Consider the following 15,496-nt stretch of genomic DNA (forward strand, 5'->3'; position numbering starts at 1 on the left):
ATGAGCGAGGCAACTATGACGGATCGCATTCTGGTCCAGCGGGAGGATTTCTCGCTGGCGGACGAATATGCCCGCCTAGCCACCCGCCCAGACAGTGGCGCCATTGTCACTTTCGTTGGCAAGGTGCGCGACTTCAATCAGGGGGAGGAGGTGAAGGGGCTGGCCCTCGAGCACTACCCCGGTATGACCGAGAAGGCGCTGGCCGATATCGTGCAGGAGGCCCGTCGCCGCTGGCCGCTGCAGGAGTGTACCCTCATTCATCGTATCGGCGAGTTGTGGCTTGGCGATCAGATCGTGCTGGTGGCGGTGAGCAGTGCCCACCGCGACGCCGCCTTTGACGCCTGTCACTTCATCATGGATTTCTTGAAAACCCGGGCGCCGTTCTGGAAAAAAGAGCTGACCGCCGAGGGTGTGCAACGCTGGGTCGAGGCCAAGGAGAGCGACAACGCCGCCGCTGCCCGCTGGCAAGCCTGACCTGTTCATCACGAGGGGCGCAGGTTCAACGGGAACCACGGCCCCGCCAAGGGGCGCGGATGTGCGGGCCCCATCAGGAGAAAGGGAATGAAACCGTTGTTATCTGTTGTCATCGCCGGTGTCTGCGCCGCCACCTTGCATACCGGTGTCGTGCAGGCTGATGAAGTGAAAGTGGCCGTGGCCGCCAACTTCAAGGGCACCATAGAGCGTATCGGTAAGGAGTTCACCGCCAAGACCGGCCACACCCTGGCCATCTCGTCTGCCGCCACTGGGGTGCTCTACACCCAGATCAGTCACGGTGCACCGTTCGATCTCTTCCTCTCCGCCGATGCGGCGACCCCCGAGAAGCTGGAAAAAGAGGGCATGGGGTGCGATCGCTTCACCTACGCCATCGGCCAGCTGGGGTTGTGGAAGAAGGGGGGGCCGGCCCCTGACGAGGCGACCCTGCGTAGCTGGAAAGGCAACCTTGCCATCGCCAATGCCCGCACTGCTCCCTATGGTGCTGCCGCCATGGCGACCCTCACCCATCTCAAGATCGATCCCAAGCAGTACCGGTTGCTGACCGGCGCCAACATCGGCCAGACCTGGCAATTTGTCGACACCGGCAATGCCGAGCTGGGCTTTGTCGCCTGGGCCAATCTGGTTGAGGCGGGCAAGACTGGTGAAGCCTGGGCAGTGCCAGCGAGCTTCTATCCTCCCATCGAGCAGCAGGGGCTGGTATTGAAGAAAGGTGCCGCGGTCGAGGCGCTGGTCGCCTGGCTCAAGGGGCCGGGTCAGGCGCAGATCAAGGCAGCGGGTTATGCCTTGCCCCAATAAGGGGATGGGCCTGATGCGATACCCTGAGTGGTCGGCCTTCGGGTCGGCCACTCTTTGCAATAAGGATGGATACCATGCCGTTGGGGGCATTTATCAACCGGGAGGTCGGCAATGAGTGAAGGGGATCTGCTGGCTGTCTGGCTCACCCTGAAGCTTGCGGCCTGCACCACAGCGATTTTGCTGTTGCTGGCACCGCCGCTGGCCTGGTGGCTGTCGCGCAGTCAGAACAGGCTGCGGCCGCTGGTTGAGGCGCTGGTGGCGCTGCCGCTGGTGCTGCCTCCCACGGTACTGGGTTTTTATCTGCTACTCGCCTTTTCCCCCGAATATGGCTTCGGCGCCTGGTGGCGCGACACCTTTGGCGCCCCGCTCGCCTTCAGCTTTCTTGGCCTGCTGTTTGCCTCCATCCTCTATTCGCTGCCGTTCGTGGTGCAGCCACTCACCTCCGCTTTCGTCAACATGGGCAACAAGGAGCTGGAAGCTGCTGCGACCCTGGGGCTTGGCCCACTGGAGCGCTTCTTCCACATCATCTTGCCGATGACCCTGCCCAGCTTCGTGATGGCGGCGGCCCTTGGCTTTGCCCATACATTGGGGGAGTTTGGCGTGGTGCTGATGATTGGCGGCAATATCCCCGGCGAGACCCAGGTGCTTTCGATTGCCCTGTTTGATCATGTGGAGGCGATGGATTACCGACAAGCCCACTATCTGGCTGGCGGCCTGATGGCCTTCTCGCTGGTGATGCTGGTGCTGGTCTACGGTGTGCTGCAGCGCAGACAGCGGAGAGTGTTTGGATGAACCAGCCCGCCACTATGCCGCCAGTGAACGAGCCGCACCGCTATGCCCTGAACCTCAATGTCCGGCGCGAGTTTGGCTCCTTTACCCTCGATTGCGTACTGACCCTCGAACTGGGTGGGATCCTCGGCCTGTTTGGCCCTTCCGGCTGCGGCAAGAGCACCCTGCTGCGCATCATCGCCGGGCTCGATCGCCGAAGCGGGGATCGCTTGCGGTGGCGCGAGCGGGAGTATGCTCAACTGTTGCCCGAAGCGCGCCGGATCGGACTGGTGTTTCAGGACTCGCGCCTCTTTCCCCATCTGACGGTGCTCGGCAATCTGCAACTGGCGGCCCGCAAGGGGCGAGGGCGCTGGCAACCCGAAGCGCTGGCGGCGCGGCTCGGCTTTGCCGATCTGCTGGGGCTGCCTGCCCATGCCCTCTCTGGCGGTCAACGCCAGCGGGTAGCGCTGGGGCGGGCGCTGCTGGCCGAGCCTGATCTGCTGCTGCTCGATGAGCCTTTTTCTGCGCTCGATCGGCGCAGCCGCATCCATCAGGCCCATGTGCTCAAGGGGTTGCAGCAGGAGAGCGGTATCCCGATGATCTTCGTCAGCCACGCCATGGAGGAGGTGAGCCTGCTCTGCGATCAGCTGGTGCTGCTGGAAAGTGGCAGGGTGGAGGCGCAAGGCCGGCCGAGCGAGATCTTCGCCCGCACTGATCTCTCGCTCGCCAGCCGTGACGATGCCGGGGTGATGCTGAATGCCACCTTGGCCCACTATGATGACGACGAGCAGATGGCGACCCTGCAACTCGGTGAGCAGCGACTGCGGGTCACCATGACCCATGTGCCGGACGAGAGCGGCCCCTTGCAGATCAAGGTGGCGGGGCGCGATGTGGTGATCGCTACCGCCCCCATCGAGCACTCCAGTCTCTCCAACTGTCTCGTCACCCGTCTGCTGGCGGTGCGCGAGGTGCGCCCCGGCCAGACCCTGTTGCAGTTGGAGCTGGGTCAGCAGATACTGCTGGCCCGGATCACCAGCCGCTCCGCCAGGCGGCTGGCGCTGGCGCCGGAGCAGCAGATCTACGCTTATATCAAGGCGGTGAGTCTGGTCAGCGAAGGCTGATTGGGCGCCGTGCTGATAACGTGGCAGGATGGCCACGGGCAACATAACAACAAGAGATGGTTCAGGTGATGAGTCGAGAGGCAATACACTGATGCGCCGCAATCAGGTGATGAAATTCAACGGTCTTGCCCTGCGCAGTGCGGGGGAGGGCCCTTTGCTGTTGCTGCTGCATGGGCTGGGCTCCTCGAGCCTCGACTGGCAGGCGCAGATCGAACGGTTTTCCGAACAGTACCGGGTGGTGGCGCTGGACTTGCGCGGCCACGGTCAGAGCATGCAGGAAGGGCCGTTCGATGTGGCGACCCTGGCAGCCGATGTGGTGAACTGGCTCGACGAGCAGCCGGAGCCCGCTTGGGTTGTCGGATTGTCGCTGGGGGCCATGGTCGCGCTGGAGTTGGCGCTGCAAATGCCCCACAAGGTGCAGGGGCTGGTGCTGGTCAACGGTTTTAGCGAGTTTCTGCTGGAGAGCCCCAAAGAGCAGGAGCGTTACGCCCAGCGCCTCAAGTGGCTGCGCTGGTTCGGTATGCGCCCGCTCGCCTGGTGGCTGGGACGCGAGCTCTTCCCGGGCCCGGATCTGGCACAGGTGCGCCACACCTTCCGGCTGCGTTTCGTGCGCAATAAAAAGAAAACCTACAAGGCGCTGCTGGAGGCGCTACCCGGCTGGTCGGTACGCGCCCGGCTTGGCTCCATCTGGCAGCCGGTGGCCATCATCTCCACCAGTCACGACTACCTGCCGCTGGCCAAACGGGTAGAGCAGTTTGCCGCCCTGCCCAACGCCACCATCCACACCCCCAACGGCCACCACGCCTGGCCCGCGGAAGATCCCTCGGGCTTTAATCACCTGTTGCAACGGATCCTCACGACCCATTGAGGAAGGGGTTGTTAGGTGCAGGTACCAAAAAGCCGAACCACAGGGTTCGGCTTTTTTGATCCCGTTTGCGTCAAGGATGGGAGCAGACCGGGCAGTCGGGGCGCTTGGGTAGCTTCATCTCGCGGAAGGTGCCGCTCAGGCCGTCAATCATCAGCAGGCGGCCGCTGTAGCTTTTGCCCATACCAGCCAAGAGCTTGATAGCTTCCAGCGCTTGCAGGCTGCCCACCAATCCCACCACGGGGGCGAGCACGCCCGCCTCGACGCAGGTGAGTGCCTGCTCGCCAAACAGGGCGCTGAGGCAGGCGTAGCAGGGTTCACCTTCCTGCCAGGTGAAGCTGCAGAGCTGACCCTCCAGCCGGATGGCGGCGCCACTGACCAGCGGTATTTTGTGCTGGCGTGCCTTTTGATTCAGCAGGTTGCGAATGGCCAGGTTGTCGGTGCAATCGAGCACCAGCTGATGCCGTGGCAGCAGGGTATCGAGCAGCGCCTCATCGGCCACGGTAGCGTGGGTCTCGACGTTGAGCCAGGGATTGAGGGCACGAAGCGACTGCGCTGCTGAGTCCACCTTGTAGTGACCGATGCGCTCATCGTTGTGCAGCACCTGACGCTGCAGGTTGGAGAGCTCCACCTTGTCGAAATCGACCAGGGTGAGCTGGCCAACCCCGGCCACCGCCAGATACTGGCCGGCGGCGCAACCAAGGCCACCGGCGCCGATCACCAGCACCCTGGCCTGCTTGAGCGCCTCCTGCCCCTCGAAATCGAAGGACTTGAGGATGATCTGGCGGTTGTAGCGCAGTAGTTCGGCGTCGCTCAGGATCTCGCTCACAGCAGCAATCCCCCGAATGGCTCCACGGTCACCGTCTCGCCCACGGCGACGCGGCCCCGTTCCCGTTCAAGAACGATGTAGCAGTTGGCTTGCGACAGGGAGCTGAACACGGCGGAGTCCTGCGAGCCGGTGCTGCGCACCTCGAGGCCGTTTGGTCCCTGACTCAGAATGCCGCGCTGGAAGTCGAGTCGGCCCGGGCTCTTTTTGAGTGGCTCGGCCGCAATGGCTTGCAGCTGGAGTGGCCGCTCGAAGTGCTGGCCCGCCAGCTTGGCCAGCGCCGGTTGCACCAGCTGGTCGAAGGTGACCATGGCGGAGACGGGGTTGCCCGGCAGGCCGAAGAACCAGGCGCGGGGCAGACGGCCAAAAGCAAACGGCTTGCCCGGCTTGATGGCCAGCTTCCAGAAGCCGATCTCGCCGAGCTCGTCCAGCAGCTGTTTGGTAAAATCCGCTTCCCCTACCGAAACGCCGCCGGTGGTGATAAGCACATCGGACTCTTCATCGGCGCGGATAAAGGCGGCGCGCAGTTGGGCGGGATCGTCCGGGATGATACCAAGGTCGAGACAGTCGCAGCCCAGCCGCGCCAGCATGGCCCGCACGCCGTAGCGGTTGGAGTCGTAGATGTCGCCGTGGGCCAGCGGGGTGCCAACCGGCTTGAGCTCGTCACCGGTGCTGAAGATAGCCACTTTCAGCGGTCGGCGTACCGGCACGGTCGCGATGCCGAGGGAGGCCAGCAGTGGCATTTCGCGCGGGGTGAGGCGAGTACCGGCTGGCAGCACGCAGGCGCCCTTGCCGATATCGCTGCCGGCGCGGCGGATATTCTGGCCCGGTTCGGGTTGTGCCAGAAAAGTGATCCGATCGCCGTCGGCCTGCGTTTCTTCCTGCATCACCACCGCATCGGTGTCTGCGGGAACCGGGGCGCCGGTCATGATCCGCACGCAGTGGCCGGCGGGCCACTCGCCCTGATAGGGCTGACCGGCAAACGCCTTGCCCGCCATGATGAGCGGGGTGCCGCTGGCGAGATCCGAAAGGCGCACGGCGTAACCGTCCATAGCGGAGTTGTCGAAGGGGGGCACGGCGAGGGGAGAGGCGATGTCGCTGGCAAGAACCCGGCCAAGGGCCTCTGGCAGGGGCAGTTGCTCGCTGTCGCAGCAGCAGGCGAGTTGTTCCAGCATCCCTTGCAGGGCATCGCTTAAGGGGAGTAGTCCGCTGGTATCAAATCCCATCGTCATGACCTCTTTCTATGATTGAAGGCGGGATTATCACAAAAATCCCCGGGGATGGGCAGGTTATCTCAAGAATTCTCGGGGTAATCGGCGCTGAAACGGGGTGAGATGGCCATAAAGTATGAGGTGACGCACAAGTTGACTTGAATCTTGGCGGCAATGGCCGTTTACTATGCCGCCATAACAGATGGCCGTCACATCCCGTGTGGCGACCATTACAGCGATACCGTCGGCCCTGTACGCCGCCATAACATAAGGGGTTGCTCCTTGAGCTGCCCTCACAGTCCCTGAGCGTGGGAGAGAAGATAATGACAACCTTAAGTCCGGAAGCCTTGCTGGTCAGGGCTGCCCTCGAAGCCCAGGGACTGGAAACCCCCCTGGTCACCAACGAGCTGAACAGCCAGCAGAAGCGGGAGAAGATCGAAGGCCATATGCGCTCCATCATGGAGACGCTGGGGCTGGATCTGACCGATGACAGTCTGGCCGAGACGCCGCACCGCATCGCCAAGATGTACGTCAACGAGATCTTCTCCGGCCTCGACTATTCCACCTTCCCCAAGGTGACGGTGATCGAGAACAAGATGCAGGTGGACGAGATGATCATGGTGCGGGACATCAGCCTTACCAGCACCTGCGAACACCACTTCGTCACCATCGACGGCATGGCTCATGTGGCCTATATCCCTCGCGGCAAGGTGATTGGCCTGTCGAAGATCAACCGTATCGTGCAGTTCTTCGCCCGTCGTCCCCAGGTGCAGGAGCGGCTGACCCAGCAGATCCTGCTGGCGCTGCAGACCCTGCTCGGTACCAAGGATGTGGCCATCAGCATCAAGGCGACCCACTACTGCGTCAAGGCGCGCGGAGTGATGGATTCCACTTCCTATACCACCACCACCTCCCTCGGCGGGGTGTTCAAGACCCAGCCCGATACCCGGGCCGAATTTCTGGGCGGCCTGCGTGGATAAGATGGCGGTTGTTTTGTAACCGCCACGCTGAATAAACGAGACGCCAGCAGCCATTGCTGGCGTTTTTCATTGGTCCCGAATGAGAGTGGCGGCCTGCAACGGCTTGACTCGCGCGGCTTGCCTTATGCAAACGTTATGCATTTTTCCGATTTATTCATCTGAGCGGTATATTTAATCGAACACGAAAAAACCCTCGTTTTCACCTTACAAAAAGTAACCGGGCAGACTCTTTCCGAACCATCACAATCCGGTTACTCTAGCGCCCCCTCACGGCTCTCGCTGCCGCTCATGGAATTCAGAGATATTCATCAAGGTTGGATGGTGCGCCACTGAACAGGTGGCCAGATAGTTCATGCCAAGAGGGCGTGAACCGGACGAGTGCTACGAATTTAACGACCACCAGGATATCCCATGAATACCAGTACCATGACCATAGGCAAAAAACTCACCGCCGGCTTTGCCGTGCTCGGTTTGATGGTCGCCTTTATCGGCGGTTTTTCCCTTGTCCAGTTTGGCAACATGAATGATGTTGCCATCCGGTTTACCGACAGCATCCTGCCTGCGGTCAATCGCACAAGTGCGATCGGGGATTCTCTCGGTGAGTTGCGTCGTTATGAGCTGGGTTATTTCGTGGTGGCTGCCGAGCCGCTGAAAAGGGCTGAATATCGGAGTATTGCCAGTCAACAGCTTAACTCGATCGCGCAGCAGCTGATTGCCCATGACAAGACGATCTGGCCTGAGGATGTGGCGGAGCGCCGTACATTCGATACGGTGAAATCTGACTGGGATCGTTACGTCGCCTTGCACCAGCGAGTCAAACAGCTGCAAGACAGCGATCAGCTTGCCGAAGCCCAACGCATCTTCCTTGAGGAGGGGGTTCCCCTTTACACCGCGCTGAGCAAGTCAGTGGCCTCCCTTATCCAGATTAACCATGGTTATGCGTCTGAATCCCGCAGCGACATTGTCGACTCTTATCAATCCGCCAATCTGAGTGTCACCATCGCGCTGGTGGTCGGTTTGATCCTTGTGGTGGTGCTCTCCGTGGTATTGACCCGCCAGATCCGCGACCCGCTGATCATGCTGGCCCGTCAGGCCCAGCGTATTGCCAATGGCGATCTGGGTCAGGGCGAACTGCAGCAGTGGATCCGTGACAGCCGCTTCAACCGCGATGAACTGGGCCAGCTGGGTTCCGCCATCAACCGGATGCAGGGTTCCCTCTCCGATCTGGTGAGCGAGATCGCCGGCTCCGTGAGCCAACTCAGCAGCGCAGTGGAGGAGGTGAGCGCCATCTCCAGCCAGTCTGCCAGCGGCATGGCCATCCAGCAGAACGAAGTCTCCCAGGTGGCGACCGCCATGAACGAGATGCAGTCCACCGTCAATGAAGTGGCCCGCAACACCACGGATGCCATGAGCGCCGCCAAGGATGCCTCCCGCACCTCTGCTGCTGGCAGCGAAGTGGTTCGCAGCTCCATTGCCAGCATCGAAGAGGTGTCGGTCAAGATTGAGCAGGCGGGCACAGTAGTGCAGCAGCTGGAGGCCGACAGCGCCAACATCAGCGTGGTGCTGGATGTGATCCGCGATATCGCCGGTCAGACCAACCTGCTGGCCCTTAACGCGGCCATCGAAGCGGCCCGTGCCGGTGAGCAGGGTCGTGGTTTTGCGGTCGTTGCGGATGAAGTACGTTCATTGGCCCAGCGTACCCAGGACTCCACCGCCGAGATCAGCAAGATGATCGAGCTGCTGCAGAGCCGCGCCGCCGAGGCGGGCAACGCCATGCAGCTGAGTCGTCACCAGATGCAGGAGAGTGTCGGTCTGGCACGGGATGCCGGTACCAGTATCGAGACCATCAACGGAGCCGTGGTGCGCATCACCGACATGAACACCCTGATCGCCACCGCCACCGAAGAGCAGAATGCGGTGACCGAAGAGCTCAACCGCAGCATCGTCAACATTCACAATGCCGCTGACGAGAATGCCCAGGGCGCTCATCAGATCGCCCAGGCTTGCGTCGAGCTGAGCAAGCTGGCCAACACCCTGCACCATATGACCCAGCGCTTCACCCTCTAAGGGTTGATGCATGGATAACAGAAGGCCCCGCCAATTGGCGGGGCCTTGTTGTTTCTGGCGTTGTGGAAGGGCTCAGCTCAGGCCGACTATCTCGCCGTTTTCATCGATATCGATATGGCGATAAGCAGGTAGACTGCCCAGCCCCGGCATGGTCATGATGGGGCCCGCCAGCGCATAGACGAACCCGGCACCGGCGCAGAGCTTCACCTCGTCGATGGGCACCTCGAAATCGGTCGGCACTCCCTTGAGGGCTGGGTCGTGGCTGATGGAGAGCGGCGTCTTGGCCACGCAGATGGGCAAGTGACCCCACCCTTCGGCGGAGAGCTGGGCCAGCTGCTGGCGGGCTTTGTCGGAGAGCTGCACTCCGCGACCGCCGTAGCCGCACTCCACCAGGGTCGCTAGCTTGGCATCGAGGCTCGCCTCGTCGGGGTAGAGCAGTTTCACCTTACCTGGTTGCTCGCAGGCGGTGACCACGGCGCGGGCCAGCGCGCTGGCACCGGCACCACCCTGGGTGAAGGCGTTGGAGATGGCCGCACCACAGGCACCGGCTTGCTGCGCTTCATGGGCCAGCAGCGCCAGTTCGGCCTCGCTGTCGGTGGGGAAGCGGTTGATGGCGACCACCACCGGCACCCCGTAGCGGCGGGCGTTCCGGATATGCCAGGCGAGGTTGGCGCAGCCTTGCTTGAGGGTCGGCAGATCTTCCCCTTGCAGGCTGGCTGGCAGCGGCTGACCCGGGCGGATATCGAGCAGGCCGCTGTTGGCCTTGAGGCCGCGCACCGTGGCCACCAGCACCACGCAGGCGGGGGTAATACCTGATTGGCGGCTCTTGATGTTGAAGAATTTCTCCAGCCCCATGTCGGAGCCAAAACCTGCCTCGGTCACCACATAGTCGGTCAGGCCAAGGGCGATACGATCGGCGATCACCGAGGAGTTGCCGTGGGCGATGTTGGCAAAGGGGCCGGCGTGCACCAGCACCGGCGTCTGCTCGGTGGTCTGCATCAGGGTCGGTTGCAGCGCATCTTTGAGCAGCACCGTCATGGCGCCCGCTACTTCCAGCTGTTCGGCAGTGATGGGCTTGCCGTGAATATCGCGGGCCAGCTGGATGCGGCCGATGCGCTGGCGCAGGTCTTTCAGATCGCTCGCCAGCGCCAGAATGGCCATCAGCTCGGAGGCGGCGGTGATGACGAAGCGATCGCTGCGCTCCACACCATCGGCAGCGCCCCCCTGTCCAATCGTGAGGTGGCGCAGTGCGCGGTCATTCATGTCGAGGGTGCGTGGCCAGAGGATGTTGTCAGCATCGATATCGAGCCGCGGGAGGCCGGTTTTGGCGGTGAACTCGGCACCCAGTTTCTGTTCGTGGAACAGGCGGGCATCGAGGGCTGCTGCCGCCAGATTGTGGGCCGCCGTCAGGGCGTGAAAATCGCCAGTGAGGTGGAGGTTCATCTCCTCCATCGGCACCACCTGGGCGTGGCCGCCACCGGCAGCGCCCCCCTTGACCCCGAATACCGGCCCGAGGCTCGGCTGGCGGATAGTGGCGATGCTGGGCTGGCCGATATGGTTGAGCCCCATGGAGAGGCCAAGGGTAGTCACCGTTTTCCCTTCACCGAGCGGGGTCGGGGTGATAGCGCTCACTAGTACCAGCTTGCCGCTCTGCTTGGGCTGAGACTTGAGCAGGTCGAGGCTGAGCTTGCCTTTGTAGTGGCCATGAGGGCTGAGCAGGTGCTGGGGGATGGCGAGGCGTTCGGCCAGCGCGTGGATTGAGAGACGGGGGGACTGGCGGGAGATCTCGATATCGCTTAGCATCAGCACCTCGTTGGCATATCGGGGTAAAATATGCGGCGCAGTCTAGTGGAATATAACGGGTAATCCAATGACGAAAACGATTTTAATTGGTGAGGGTGAGGTTCGTCAGAATCCTGTTCGGCTGGATCTCAACGCACTCTATCATCCTCCCAAGCAGCCGATGACGGCGCTGGGGATTGTCAGCGCGCTGGTGCCGTTGTTCGGTTTCGGCTGGCAGGCGATGACCCAGGCCCCCGAAACCCAGCTGCGCCACGAGATCCGCAAACGGGTCAACAAGCACAAGACCGACGAGGCAAACCTCATTCTGATCCTGCAGCTGGCCGCCATGTTTGACTACCCCGAGATTGACGTGGCGCTCCCCTATGCCCTCAGTGAGCAGCAGTTGTCGGTGATACGCACCCGTTTGCCACGCTGGCAGTTAAGCCTCGAGCAGGAGCGTCTGCTGGCGAAGCTCACCCCTGTTGCCGCATCCACCACCGCATCCGGTCAGCGTTAGGTTTCAAGCCGGACCAGCAGGCCGGACAGTCAGGCCGTATCTTCTGCTCTGGCAATCATCACGGCTTATCCCACTGTTGCGGGGCGAGATAGCGCTCCTGCACGAACTCGATAAAGCAGCGCACCTTGGCCGAGACGAAGCGGCGGTGCGGATAGACCGCATAAAGTCCCACATCTCCCTTGTCCCACTCTGGCAGCAGGCTGATCAGCTGTCCTGACCGCAGCGCCTCCCCCACGATAAAGGTGGGCTGCAATATGATGCCCTGATCATCACAAGCGGCGCGGGTCAGCGCCACCCCGTTGTTGGCCCGCAGTGGCCCCTGTGGCCGGATGCTCTGCTGCTCGCTTCCCCGTTTGAAGTGCCACTCCGGCTGGGTCAGGGTGTAGATCAGACAGTCGTGCTGCTTGAGATCCTCGGGTTTTTCCGGTCTGCCCTTGCGTGCCAGATAGGCGGGGCTGGCGCAAAGCTCGACCCGAATGGTGGCAAGCTGGCGCGCCACTAGCGAGGAGTCGCTGAGGTGGCCGATCCGCAGCGCCAGATCGAATCCCTCTTCCACCAGCGCTACCCGCCGGTCGCTGTACTCGATATCGAGCTTGAGGTCGGGAAAGCGCTGGCGAAACAGCGGCAGGGCGGGGGAGAGGTGCAGATAGCCAAAATCCATCGGCACCGAGAGCTTGAGGGTGCCGTTCGGCTGCTGGTTATGGTGGGTCAGCTGGCTGTGGGTCTCTTCCAGCTCTGCCAGTAGGGCGAGGGAGCGCTGGTAGTAGAACTGGCCCGCTTCGGTGGGATTGACCTGACGGGTGGTGCGCGACAGCAGTCGGGTGGCTAGGGACTCCTCCAGCTGCTGCATCAGTTTGGAGGCCATGGCGACCGAGATGCCGAGCTGGTTGGCGGCCTTGGTAAAGCTCTGGCACTCCACCACCTTGATAAAGGTACGCATGGCGGCGATCTGGTCCATTTTCCATCCTCAGTAAATAATGAATTTAATAAATCACTGATTATTCATCTTCAGAACGAGGTTAGCATTTTAACCACTGATGTGAACCCCAAGATGAAGGAACGAACGGATGAAAATGACCAAGGCTCTGCTGGCCTCCTGCCTGTTTATGGCTACCCCTCTGATGGCGGCGGATTACGATGTGGATGCGGCGCACACCACAGTGCAGTTCAAGGTGGGTCACCTGGGCTTCTCCGAGCTGGTGGGTCGCTTCAACACCTTCAGCGGCACTTTCAGCATGGATGACGCCAACCCGGCGGCCGCCAAGGCAAGCTTTGAAGTGGATGCCGCCAGCGTCGACTCCAATCACGAGGCCCGCGACAAACACCTGCGCAGCCCGGACTTCCTCGACGTGAAACAATATCCCAAGATGACCTTCGTCAGCTCCACTTACGAGGGCACCAAGGATAAAGGTGTGCTGAAAGGGACTCTGACCCTGCACGGCGTCTCCAAGGAAGTGGCCTTCGATCTGGTCAAGATCGGCGAGGGCAAGGATCCCTGGGGCGGCTACCGCAGCGGTTTCAACGCCTCCACCACCATCAAGCGCAGTGACTTTGGCGTGAGCTACATGCTGCCCGGCATTCCGGACGAGATGAACATCAACCTGTTTGTTGAAGGCGTGCGCAAGTAATGGGCGCGGAACTTCTGCTGCAAACCCTGGCGGCTCCTCTGGGAGCCGCTTTGCTATCGTGGCGCTGGCCGCGACTGGGGTATCTGTGGGGCGCGCTGGCGCTCTGGCTGGTGGGATCCTGGCTCGGTGGCCTCTATGGCATACCGGAAAAGGCGTGGCAGTGGCTGCCGTTAACCCTGCTGGTCCCCGCCATTGCGGCTCAGGTGAACGATCTGCGCGGCTCGCTGCTGCTCTTTGCCGTGATCAGTGCGCTGGTGTGGTGGCAGGGATTGGCCTCGGTACTGGTGAGCGAACCCGGGATCTGGCTGGCGCTGCTGCCCGCCATCCTCTGGTTTGGCTGGAGCACCTTGCGCTGTGACAGCCGCGAGGGGCTCGGGTTTGCTCTCGGCTTTATCTGGCTGGCGCTGGTGATCGGCATCGATGGCAGCCTGCTGATTGCCCAGCTGGCCGGTGCGCTGGCCGCTTTCGCCGGTTTTCGCGCCCTGCTTGCCACCTTTGTTGGCATCAAGGTAGCCCCAGCCGGTCTGGCGCTGGCCCTCGCTTTCGTCCAGATGCTGGCCTGGCAATATGTGGAGGTGCCGCTGGTGGTGTTGCTGCCGGTCTGGTTGCTGCCGCTGCTGGAGTGGGTGTTGCGTGACAAGCCGTTGCCAGTGCGTTGGGGTGGGCTGATCTTGCTTGCTGCCGCGGGAACCGGGCTCAGCCTATGGTGGGTGTGGCCTGCTGCTTCTTTGTACTGATTTTTGCATGAAAAACAGACAATTACAGTCATTTTTGCATACTCGCTCATACTCTTGGCAGATAATGATTGAGCCCCATATGTGTTTCAGATAAAAAGGATTTTCATTTTATTTGGACACACACAGAACCCGGCCGCGCCGGGTTCTGTTTGCCTGCTTTGCGGCACATAAGGAGGCCACAGTTGCGCAGTCAAGGATCTGAGCATCTGTTTTTTCGCCATTTCACCGGACAGGGACGTATCGACGGTCTCTGCATTCTGCTGGTCACTCACCTGCTTCCCGATCGCCCCCGTTTTATCGACGCTCTCGGTCAGATTGGACGGATTGGCGCCATTTTGCCCAAACCGAAATCGGTACACGGTCCGACCCTGGAGTGGGTATCCCAGCACTATCCGGTGCTGCCCCTCAACCGGCGCTGGACCAATGATCCCGACAGTCTCATCCAGCAGATTGCACCGCTGGTGGCCCCCCACGAGCGGTTGCTGATCCTCGATATAGGCGGCTACTTCGCCAAAACCCAGGTGATCTTGAGTGAATACTTCGGCCCCCGTTTCCTCGGGGTGGTGGAGATGACCGAGAACGGCCATCAACGCTATGAACAGGAGGTGCTGGCAACCCCCGTGGTGTCGGTGGCACGCAGCCCCCTCAAGCAGGCCGAGGATATCCAGATTGGTTTGAGCGTGGTCTACTCCGCGGAGTCGCTGGCTCGTAATCTCAACCGTACTTTCAACGTCTGCGAAGCCGTGCTGTTTGGCTATGGCAAGGTGGGGCGCAGCATCGCCCGCGACCTGCGTTGTCGCAACCTCCATCTCGGGCTGGTGGAAACAGATGTGCTGCGACAGGTCGAAGCGCTCTCTCACGGTTTTCGCTTGATCACCAAGGCCGAGGCGTTGAGCCGTGCCGAGCTGGTGATCTGCTCTACCGGCAACGGCTCGCTGGACTTGGCGGATCTGCAGGCGCTGCGCCCCGGCACCATGGTCGCCTCGGTCACCTCGGCTGACGACGAGTTTGCCTTCTCGCTGGCCCAGTTGCCGTGGCCGAGCGAAGAGGTGTGCCCCCATGTGCTGGCCCTCAACCGGCCGGATGGTACCCAGATCTACCTGCTCAACCGGGGTGAGGCGGTCAACTTCGTCCATGGCGCCGTGATTGGCGAATATGTCTATCTGGTGCTGGCGGAGATCATGGAAGGGATCCGGATGCTGGCGGCAGGCCCTCTTGCACCCGGCCTGTTCGAGCTGCCAGAATCGGCGATGCGTACCATTGCCCGCCATTGGCTGGCCGATTTTCATGGGGTTGATCAGCACTGATTTGACCAAACCGGGATCGGCCATTGGGCGGCAGTACGCTACTTCCCGCCATTGTCGCTTTTTTATGGAGTCACTCATGACCGAGTCTGAAACCCTGATCAGCAAACCCCGCATCGAAATCCGCTACTGCACCCTCTGTCGCTGGATGCTGCGCGCCGCCTGGCTGGCGCAGGAGCTGCTATCCACCTTCGACAGCGATCTGGGGGAGGTGGCGCTGGTGCCGGCCAGCAAGGGAGAGTTCCGCATTCTGGTGGGTGGGGTGCAGGTGTGGGATCGGGTGGTGGATGACGGCTTCCCCGAGGCCAAGGAGATCAAGCAGCGGGTGCGTGACGTCATCGCCCCTGAGCGGGATCTCGGCCACTCGGATCGCAAGGCGGCCGAGTAACGCCAGATGGGC

At 61.7% G+C, this 15,496-nt stretch carries 16 protein-coding genes; 12 read left to right on the forward strand and 4 right to left on the reverse strand.

Translation table 11 applies throughout. From position 1 onward, the window contains the following. The 5 genes from moaE to AB5Y67_RS06350 all read left to right on the forward strand — a co-directional run bounded on the left by moaE (nucleotide 1) and on the right by AB5Y67_RS06350 (nucleotide 4,047). Nucleotides 1-474: a molybdopterin synthase catalytic subunit MoaE gene (gene moaE, locus AB5Y67_RS06330; protein WP_064340972.1), complete on the forward strand. Its 474-nt coding sequence runs from the start codon at nucleotides 1-3 to the stop codon at nucleotides 472-474. A gap of 87 nt (nucleotides 475-561) precedes the next feature. Then, complete coding sequence (gene modA, locus AB5Y67_RS06335) at nucleotides 562-1,290, forward strand: molybdate ABC transporter substrate-binding protein (RefSeq protein ID WP_150389413.1); 729 nt, start codon at nucleotides 562-564, stop codon at nucleotides 1,288-1,290. A gap of 111 nt (nucleotides 1,291-1,401) precedes the next feature. Further along, a complete protein-coding gene (gene modB / locus AB5Y67_RS06340; protein WP_005334429.1) occupies nucleotides 1,402-2,082 on the forward strand; it encodes a molybdate ABC transporter permease subunit in 681 nt (226 codons plus the stop codon). A gap of 14 nt (nucleotides 2,083-2,096) precedes the next feature. Further along, nucleotides 2,097-3,179, forward strand: coding sequence for a molybdenum ABC transporter ATP-binding protein (gene modC, locus AB5Y67_RS06345; protein ID WP_123174128.1), 1,083 nt, complete (start codon nucleotides 2,097-2,099; stop codon nucleotides 3,177-3,179). A 91-nt stretch (nucleotides 3,180-3,270) separates the two neighbouring features. Then, nucleotides 3,271-4,047 (forward strand): alpha/beta fold hydrolase, encoded by a 777-nt coding sequence (locus tag AB5Y67_RS06350; protein ID WP_064340975.1) that lies wholly within the window; start codon nucleotides 3,271-3,273, stop codon nucleotides 4,045-4,047. Nucleotides 4,048-4,117: 70 nt separating this feature from the next. Here AB5Y67_RS06350 and moeB read toward each other — a convergent pair whose 3' ends face one another. Continuing rightward, nucleotides 4,118-4,873: a molybdopterin-synthase adenylyltransferase MoeB gene (moeB, locus tag AB5Y67_RS06355; RefSeq protein ID WP_123172679.1), complete on the reverse strand. Its 756-nt coding sequence runs from the start codon at nucleotides 4,871-4,873 to the stop codon at nucleotides 4,118-4,120. Beyond that, a complete protein-coding gene (gene moeA, locus AB5Y67_RS06360; protein ID WP_320628422.1) occupies nucleotides 4,870-6,096 on the reverse strand; it encodes a molybdopterin molybdotransferase MoeA in 1,227 nt (408 codons plus the stop codon). Before moeA ends, moeB begins: the two co-directional genes overlap by 4 nt. 308 nt (nucleotides 6,097-6,404) lie before the next feature. Between moeA and folE the strand changes: the two genes are divergently transcribed. Together folE and AB5Y67_RS06370 are read left to right on the forward strand one after the other, a co-directional pair. Continuing rightward, nucleotides 6,405-7,061, forward strand: coding sequence for a GTP cyclohydrolase I FolE (gene folE, locus AB5Y67_RS06365; RefSeq protein WP_005334419.1), 657 nt, complete (start codon nucleotides 6,405-6,407; stop codon nucleotides 7,059-7,061). 411 nt (nucleotides 7,062-7,472) lie between these two features. Next, nucleotides 7,473-9,128, forward strand: coding sequence for a methyl-accepting chemotaxis protein (locus AB5Y67_RS06370; protein WP_144715194.1), 1,656 nt, complete (start codon nucleotides 7,473-7,475; stop codon nucleotides 9,126-9,128). A 72-nt stretch (nucleotides 9,129-9,200) separates the two neighbouring features. On the opposite strand, the gene AB5Y67_RS06375 is transcribed toward AB5Y67_RS06370, so the two are convergent. Then, the gene (locus AB5Y67_RS06375; RefSeq protein WP_199427272.1) at nucleotides 9,201-10,931 is read right to left on the reverse strand and encodes a formate--tetrahydrofolate ligase; all 1,731 of its coding nucleotides are present in this window, start codon (nucleotides 10,929-10,931) and stop codon (nucleotides 9,201-9,203) included. A gap of 67 nt (nucleotides 10,932-10,998) precedes the next feature. Here AB5Y67_RS06375 and AB5Y67_RS06380 point away from each other — a divergent pair, with 67 nt between their 5' ends. Next, nucleotides 10,999-11,427, forward strand: a complete 429-nt coding sequence (locus AB5Y67_RS06380) for a hypothetical protein (RefSeq protein ID WP_199427271.1) — start codon at nucleotides 10,999-11,001, stop codon at nucleotides 11,425-11,427. A gap of 58 nt (nucleotides 11,428-11,485) precedes the next feature. Here AB5Y67_RS06380 and AB5Y67_RS06385 read toward each other — a convergent pair whose 3' ends face one another. Further along, a complete protein-coding gene (locus AB5Y67_RS06385; protein WP_167567637.1) occupies nucleotides 11,486-12,385 on the reverse strand; it encodes a LysR family transcriptional regulator in 900 nt (299 codons plus the stop codon). A gap of 109 nt (nucleotides 12,386-12,494) precedes the next feature. On the opposite strand from AB5Y67_RS06385, the gene AB5Y67_RS06390 reads away from it, so the two are divergent. The 4 genes from AB5Y67_RS06390 (at nucleotide 12,495) to AB5Y67_RS06405 (ending at nucleotide 15,484) form a co-directional block, all read left to right on the forward strand. After that, nucleotides 12,495-13,055: a YceI family protein gene (locus tag AB5Y67_RS06390; RefSeq protein ID WP_181223744.1), complete on the forward strand. Its 561-nt coding sequence runs from the start codon at nucleotides 12,495-12,497 to the stop codon at nucleotides 13,053-13,055. After that, nucleotides 13,055-13,792: a hypothetical protein gene (locus tag AB5Y67_RS06395; RefSeq protein WP_325793614.1), complete on the forward strand. Its 738-nt coding sequence runs from the start codon at nucleotides 13,055-13,057 to the stop codon at nucleotides 13,790-13,792. The genes AB5Y67_RS06390 and AB5Y67_RS06395 overlap by 1 nt, the downstream gene beginning before the upstream one ends. 182 nt (nucleotides 13,793-13,974) lie before the next feature. Next, the gene (locus AB5Y67_RS06400; protein WP_110302469.1) at nucleotides 13,975-15,099 is read left to right on the forward strand and encodes an adenosylhomocysteinase; all 1,125 of its coding nucleotides are present in this window, start codon (nucleotides 13,975-13,977) and stop codon (nucleotides 15,097-15,099) included. Between the two features lie 76 nt (nucleotides 15,100-15,175). Next, nucleotides 15,176-15,484 carry a SelT/SelW/SelH family protein gene (locus tag AB5Y67_RS06405; protein WP_019445942.1) on the forward strand — a complete coding sequence of 103 codons (309 nt, stop codon included), beginning with the start codon at nucleotides 15,176-15,178 and terminating at the stop codon, nucleotides 15,482-15,484. Nucleotides 15,485-15,496 lie beyond the last annotated feature (12 nt).

Origin of the sequence: Aeromonas sp. s12, assembly GCF_040907925.1 — a bacterium.
In the GTDB taxonomy this organism is placed as follows: domain Bacteria; phylum Pseudomonadota; class Gammaproteobacteria; order Enterobacterales; family Aeromonadaceae; genus Aeromonas; species Aeromonas veronii.

What these genes read in the sequence shown, in the direction of transcription:
- moaE (WP_064340972.1), top strand. Translation starts at nt 1, where the DNA reads ATGAGCGAGGCAACTATGACGGATCGCATTCTGGTCCAGCGGGAGGAT.
- modA (WP_150389413.1), top strand. Translation starts at nt 562, where the DNA reads ATGAAACCGTTGTTATCTGTTGTCATCGCCGGTGTCTGCGCCGCCACC.
- modB (WP_005334429.1), top strand. Translation starts at nt 1,402, where the DNA reads ATGAGTGAAGGGGATCTGCTGGCTGTCTGGCTCACCCTGAAGCTTGCG.
- modC (WP_123174128.1), top strand. Translation starts at nt 2,097, where the DNA reads ATGCCGCCAGTGAACGAGCCGCACCGCTATGCCCTGAACCTCAATGTC.
- AB5Y67_RS06350 (WP_064340975.1), top strand. Translation starts at nt 3,271, where the DNA reads ATGCGCCGCAATCAGGTGATGAAATTCAACGGTCTTGCCCTGCGCAGT.
- moeA (WP_320628422.1), bottom strand. Translation starts at nt 6,096, where the DNA reads ATGGGATTTGATACCAGCGGACTACTCCCCTTAAGCGATGCCCTGCAA.
- folE (WP_005334419.1), top strand. Translation starts at nt 6,405, where the DNA reads ATGACAACCTTAAGTCCGGAAGCCTTGCTGGTCAGGGCTGCCCTCGAA.
- AB5Y67_RS06370 (WP_144715194.1), top strand. Translation starts at nt 7,473, where the DNA reads ATGAATACCAGTACCATGACCATAGGCAAAAAACTCACCGCCGGCTTT.
- AB5Y67_RS06375 (WP_199427272.1), bottom strand. Translation starts at nt 10,931, where the DNA reads ATGCTAAGCGATATCGAGATCTCCCGCCAGTCCCCCCGTCTCTCAATC.
- AB5Y67_RS06380 (WP_199427271.1), top strand. Translation starts at nt 10,999, where the DNA reads ATGACGAAAACGATTTTAATTGGTGAGGGTGAGGTTCGTCAGAATCCT.
- AB5Y67_RS06385 (WP_167567637.1), bottom strand. Translation starts at nt 12,385, where the DNA reads ATGGACCAGATCGCCGCCATGCGTACCTTTATCAAGGTGGTGGAGTGC.
- AB5Y67_RS06390 (WP_181223744.1), top strand. Translation starts at nt 12,495, where the DNA reads ATGAAAATGACCAAGGCTCTGCTGGCCTCCTGCCTGTTTATGGCTACC.
- AB5Y67_RS06395 (WP_325793614.1), top strand. Translation starts at nt 13,055, where the DNA reads ATGGGCGCGGAACTTCTGCTGCAAACCCTGGCGGCTCCTCTGGGAGCC.
- AB5Y67_RS06405 (WP_019445942.1), top strand. Translation starts at nt 15,176, where the DNA reads ATGACCGAGTCTGAAACCCTGATCAGCAAACCCCGCATCGAAATCCGC.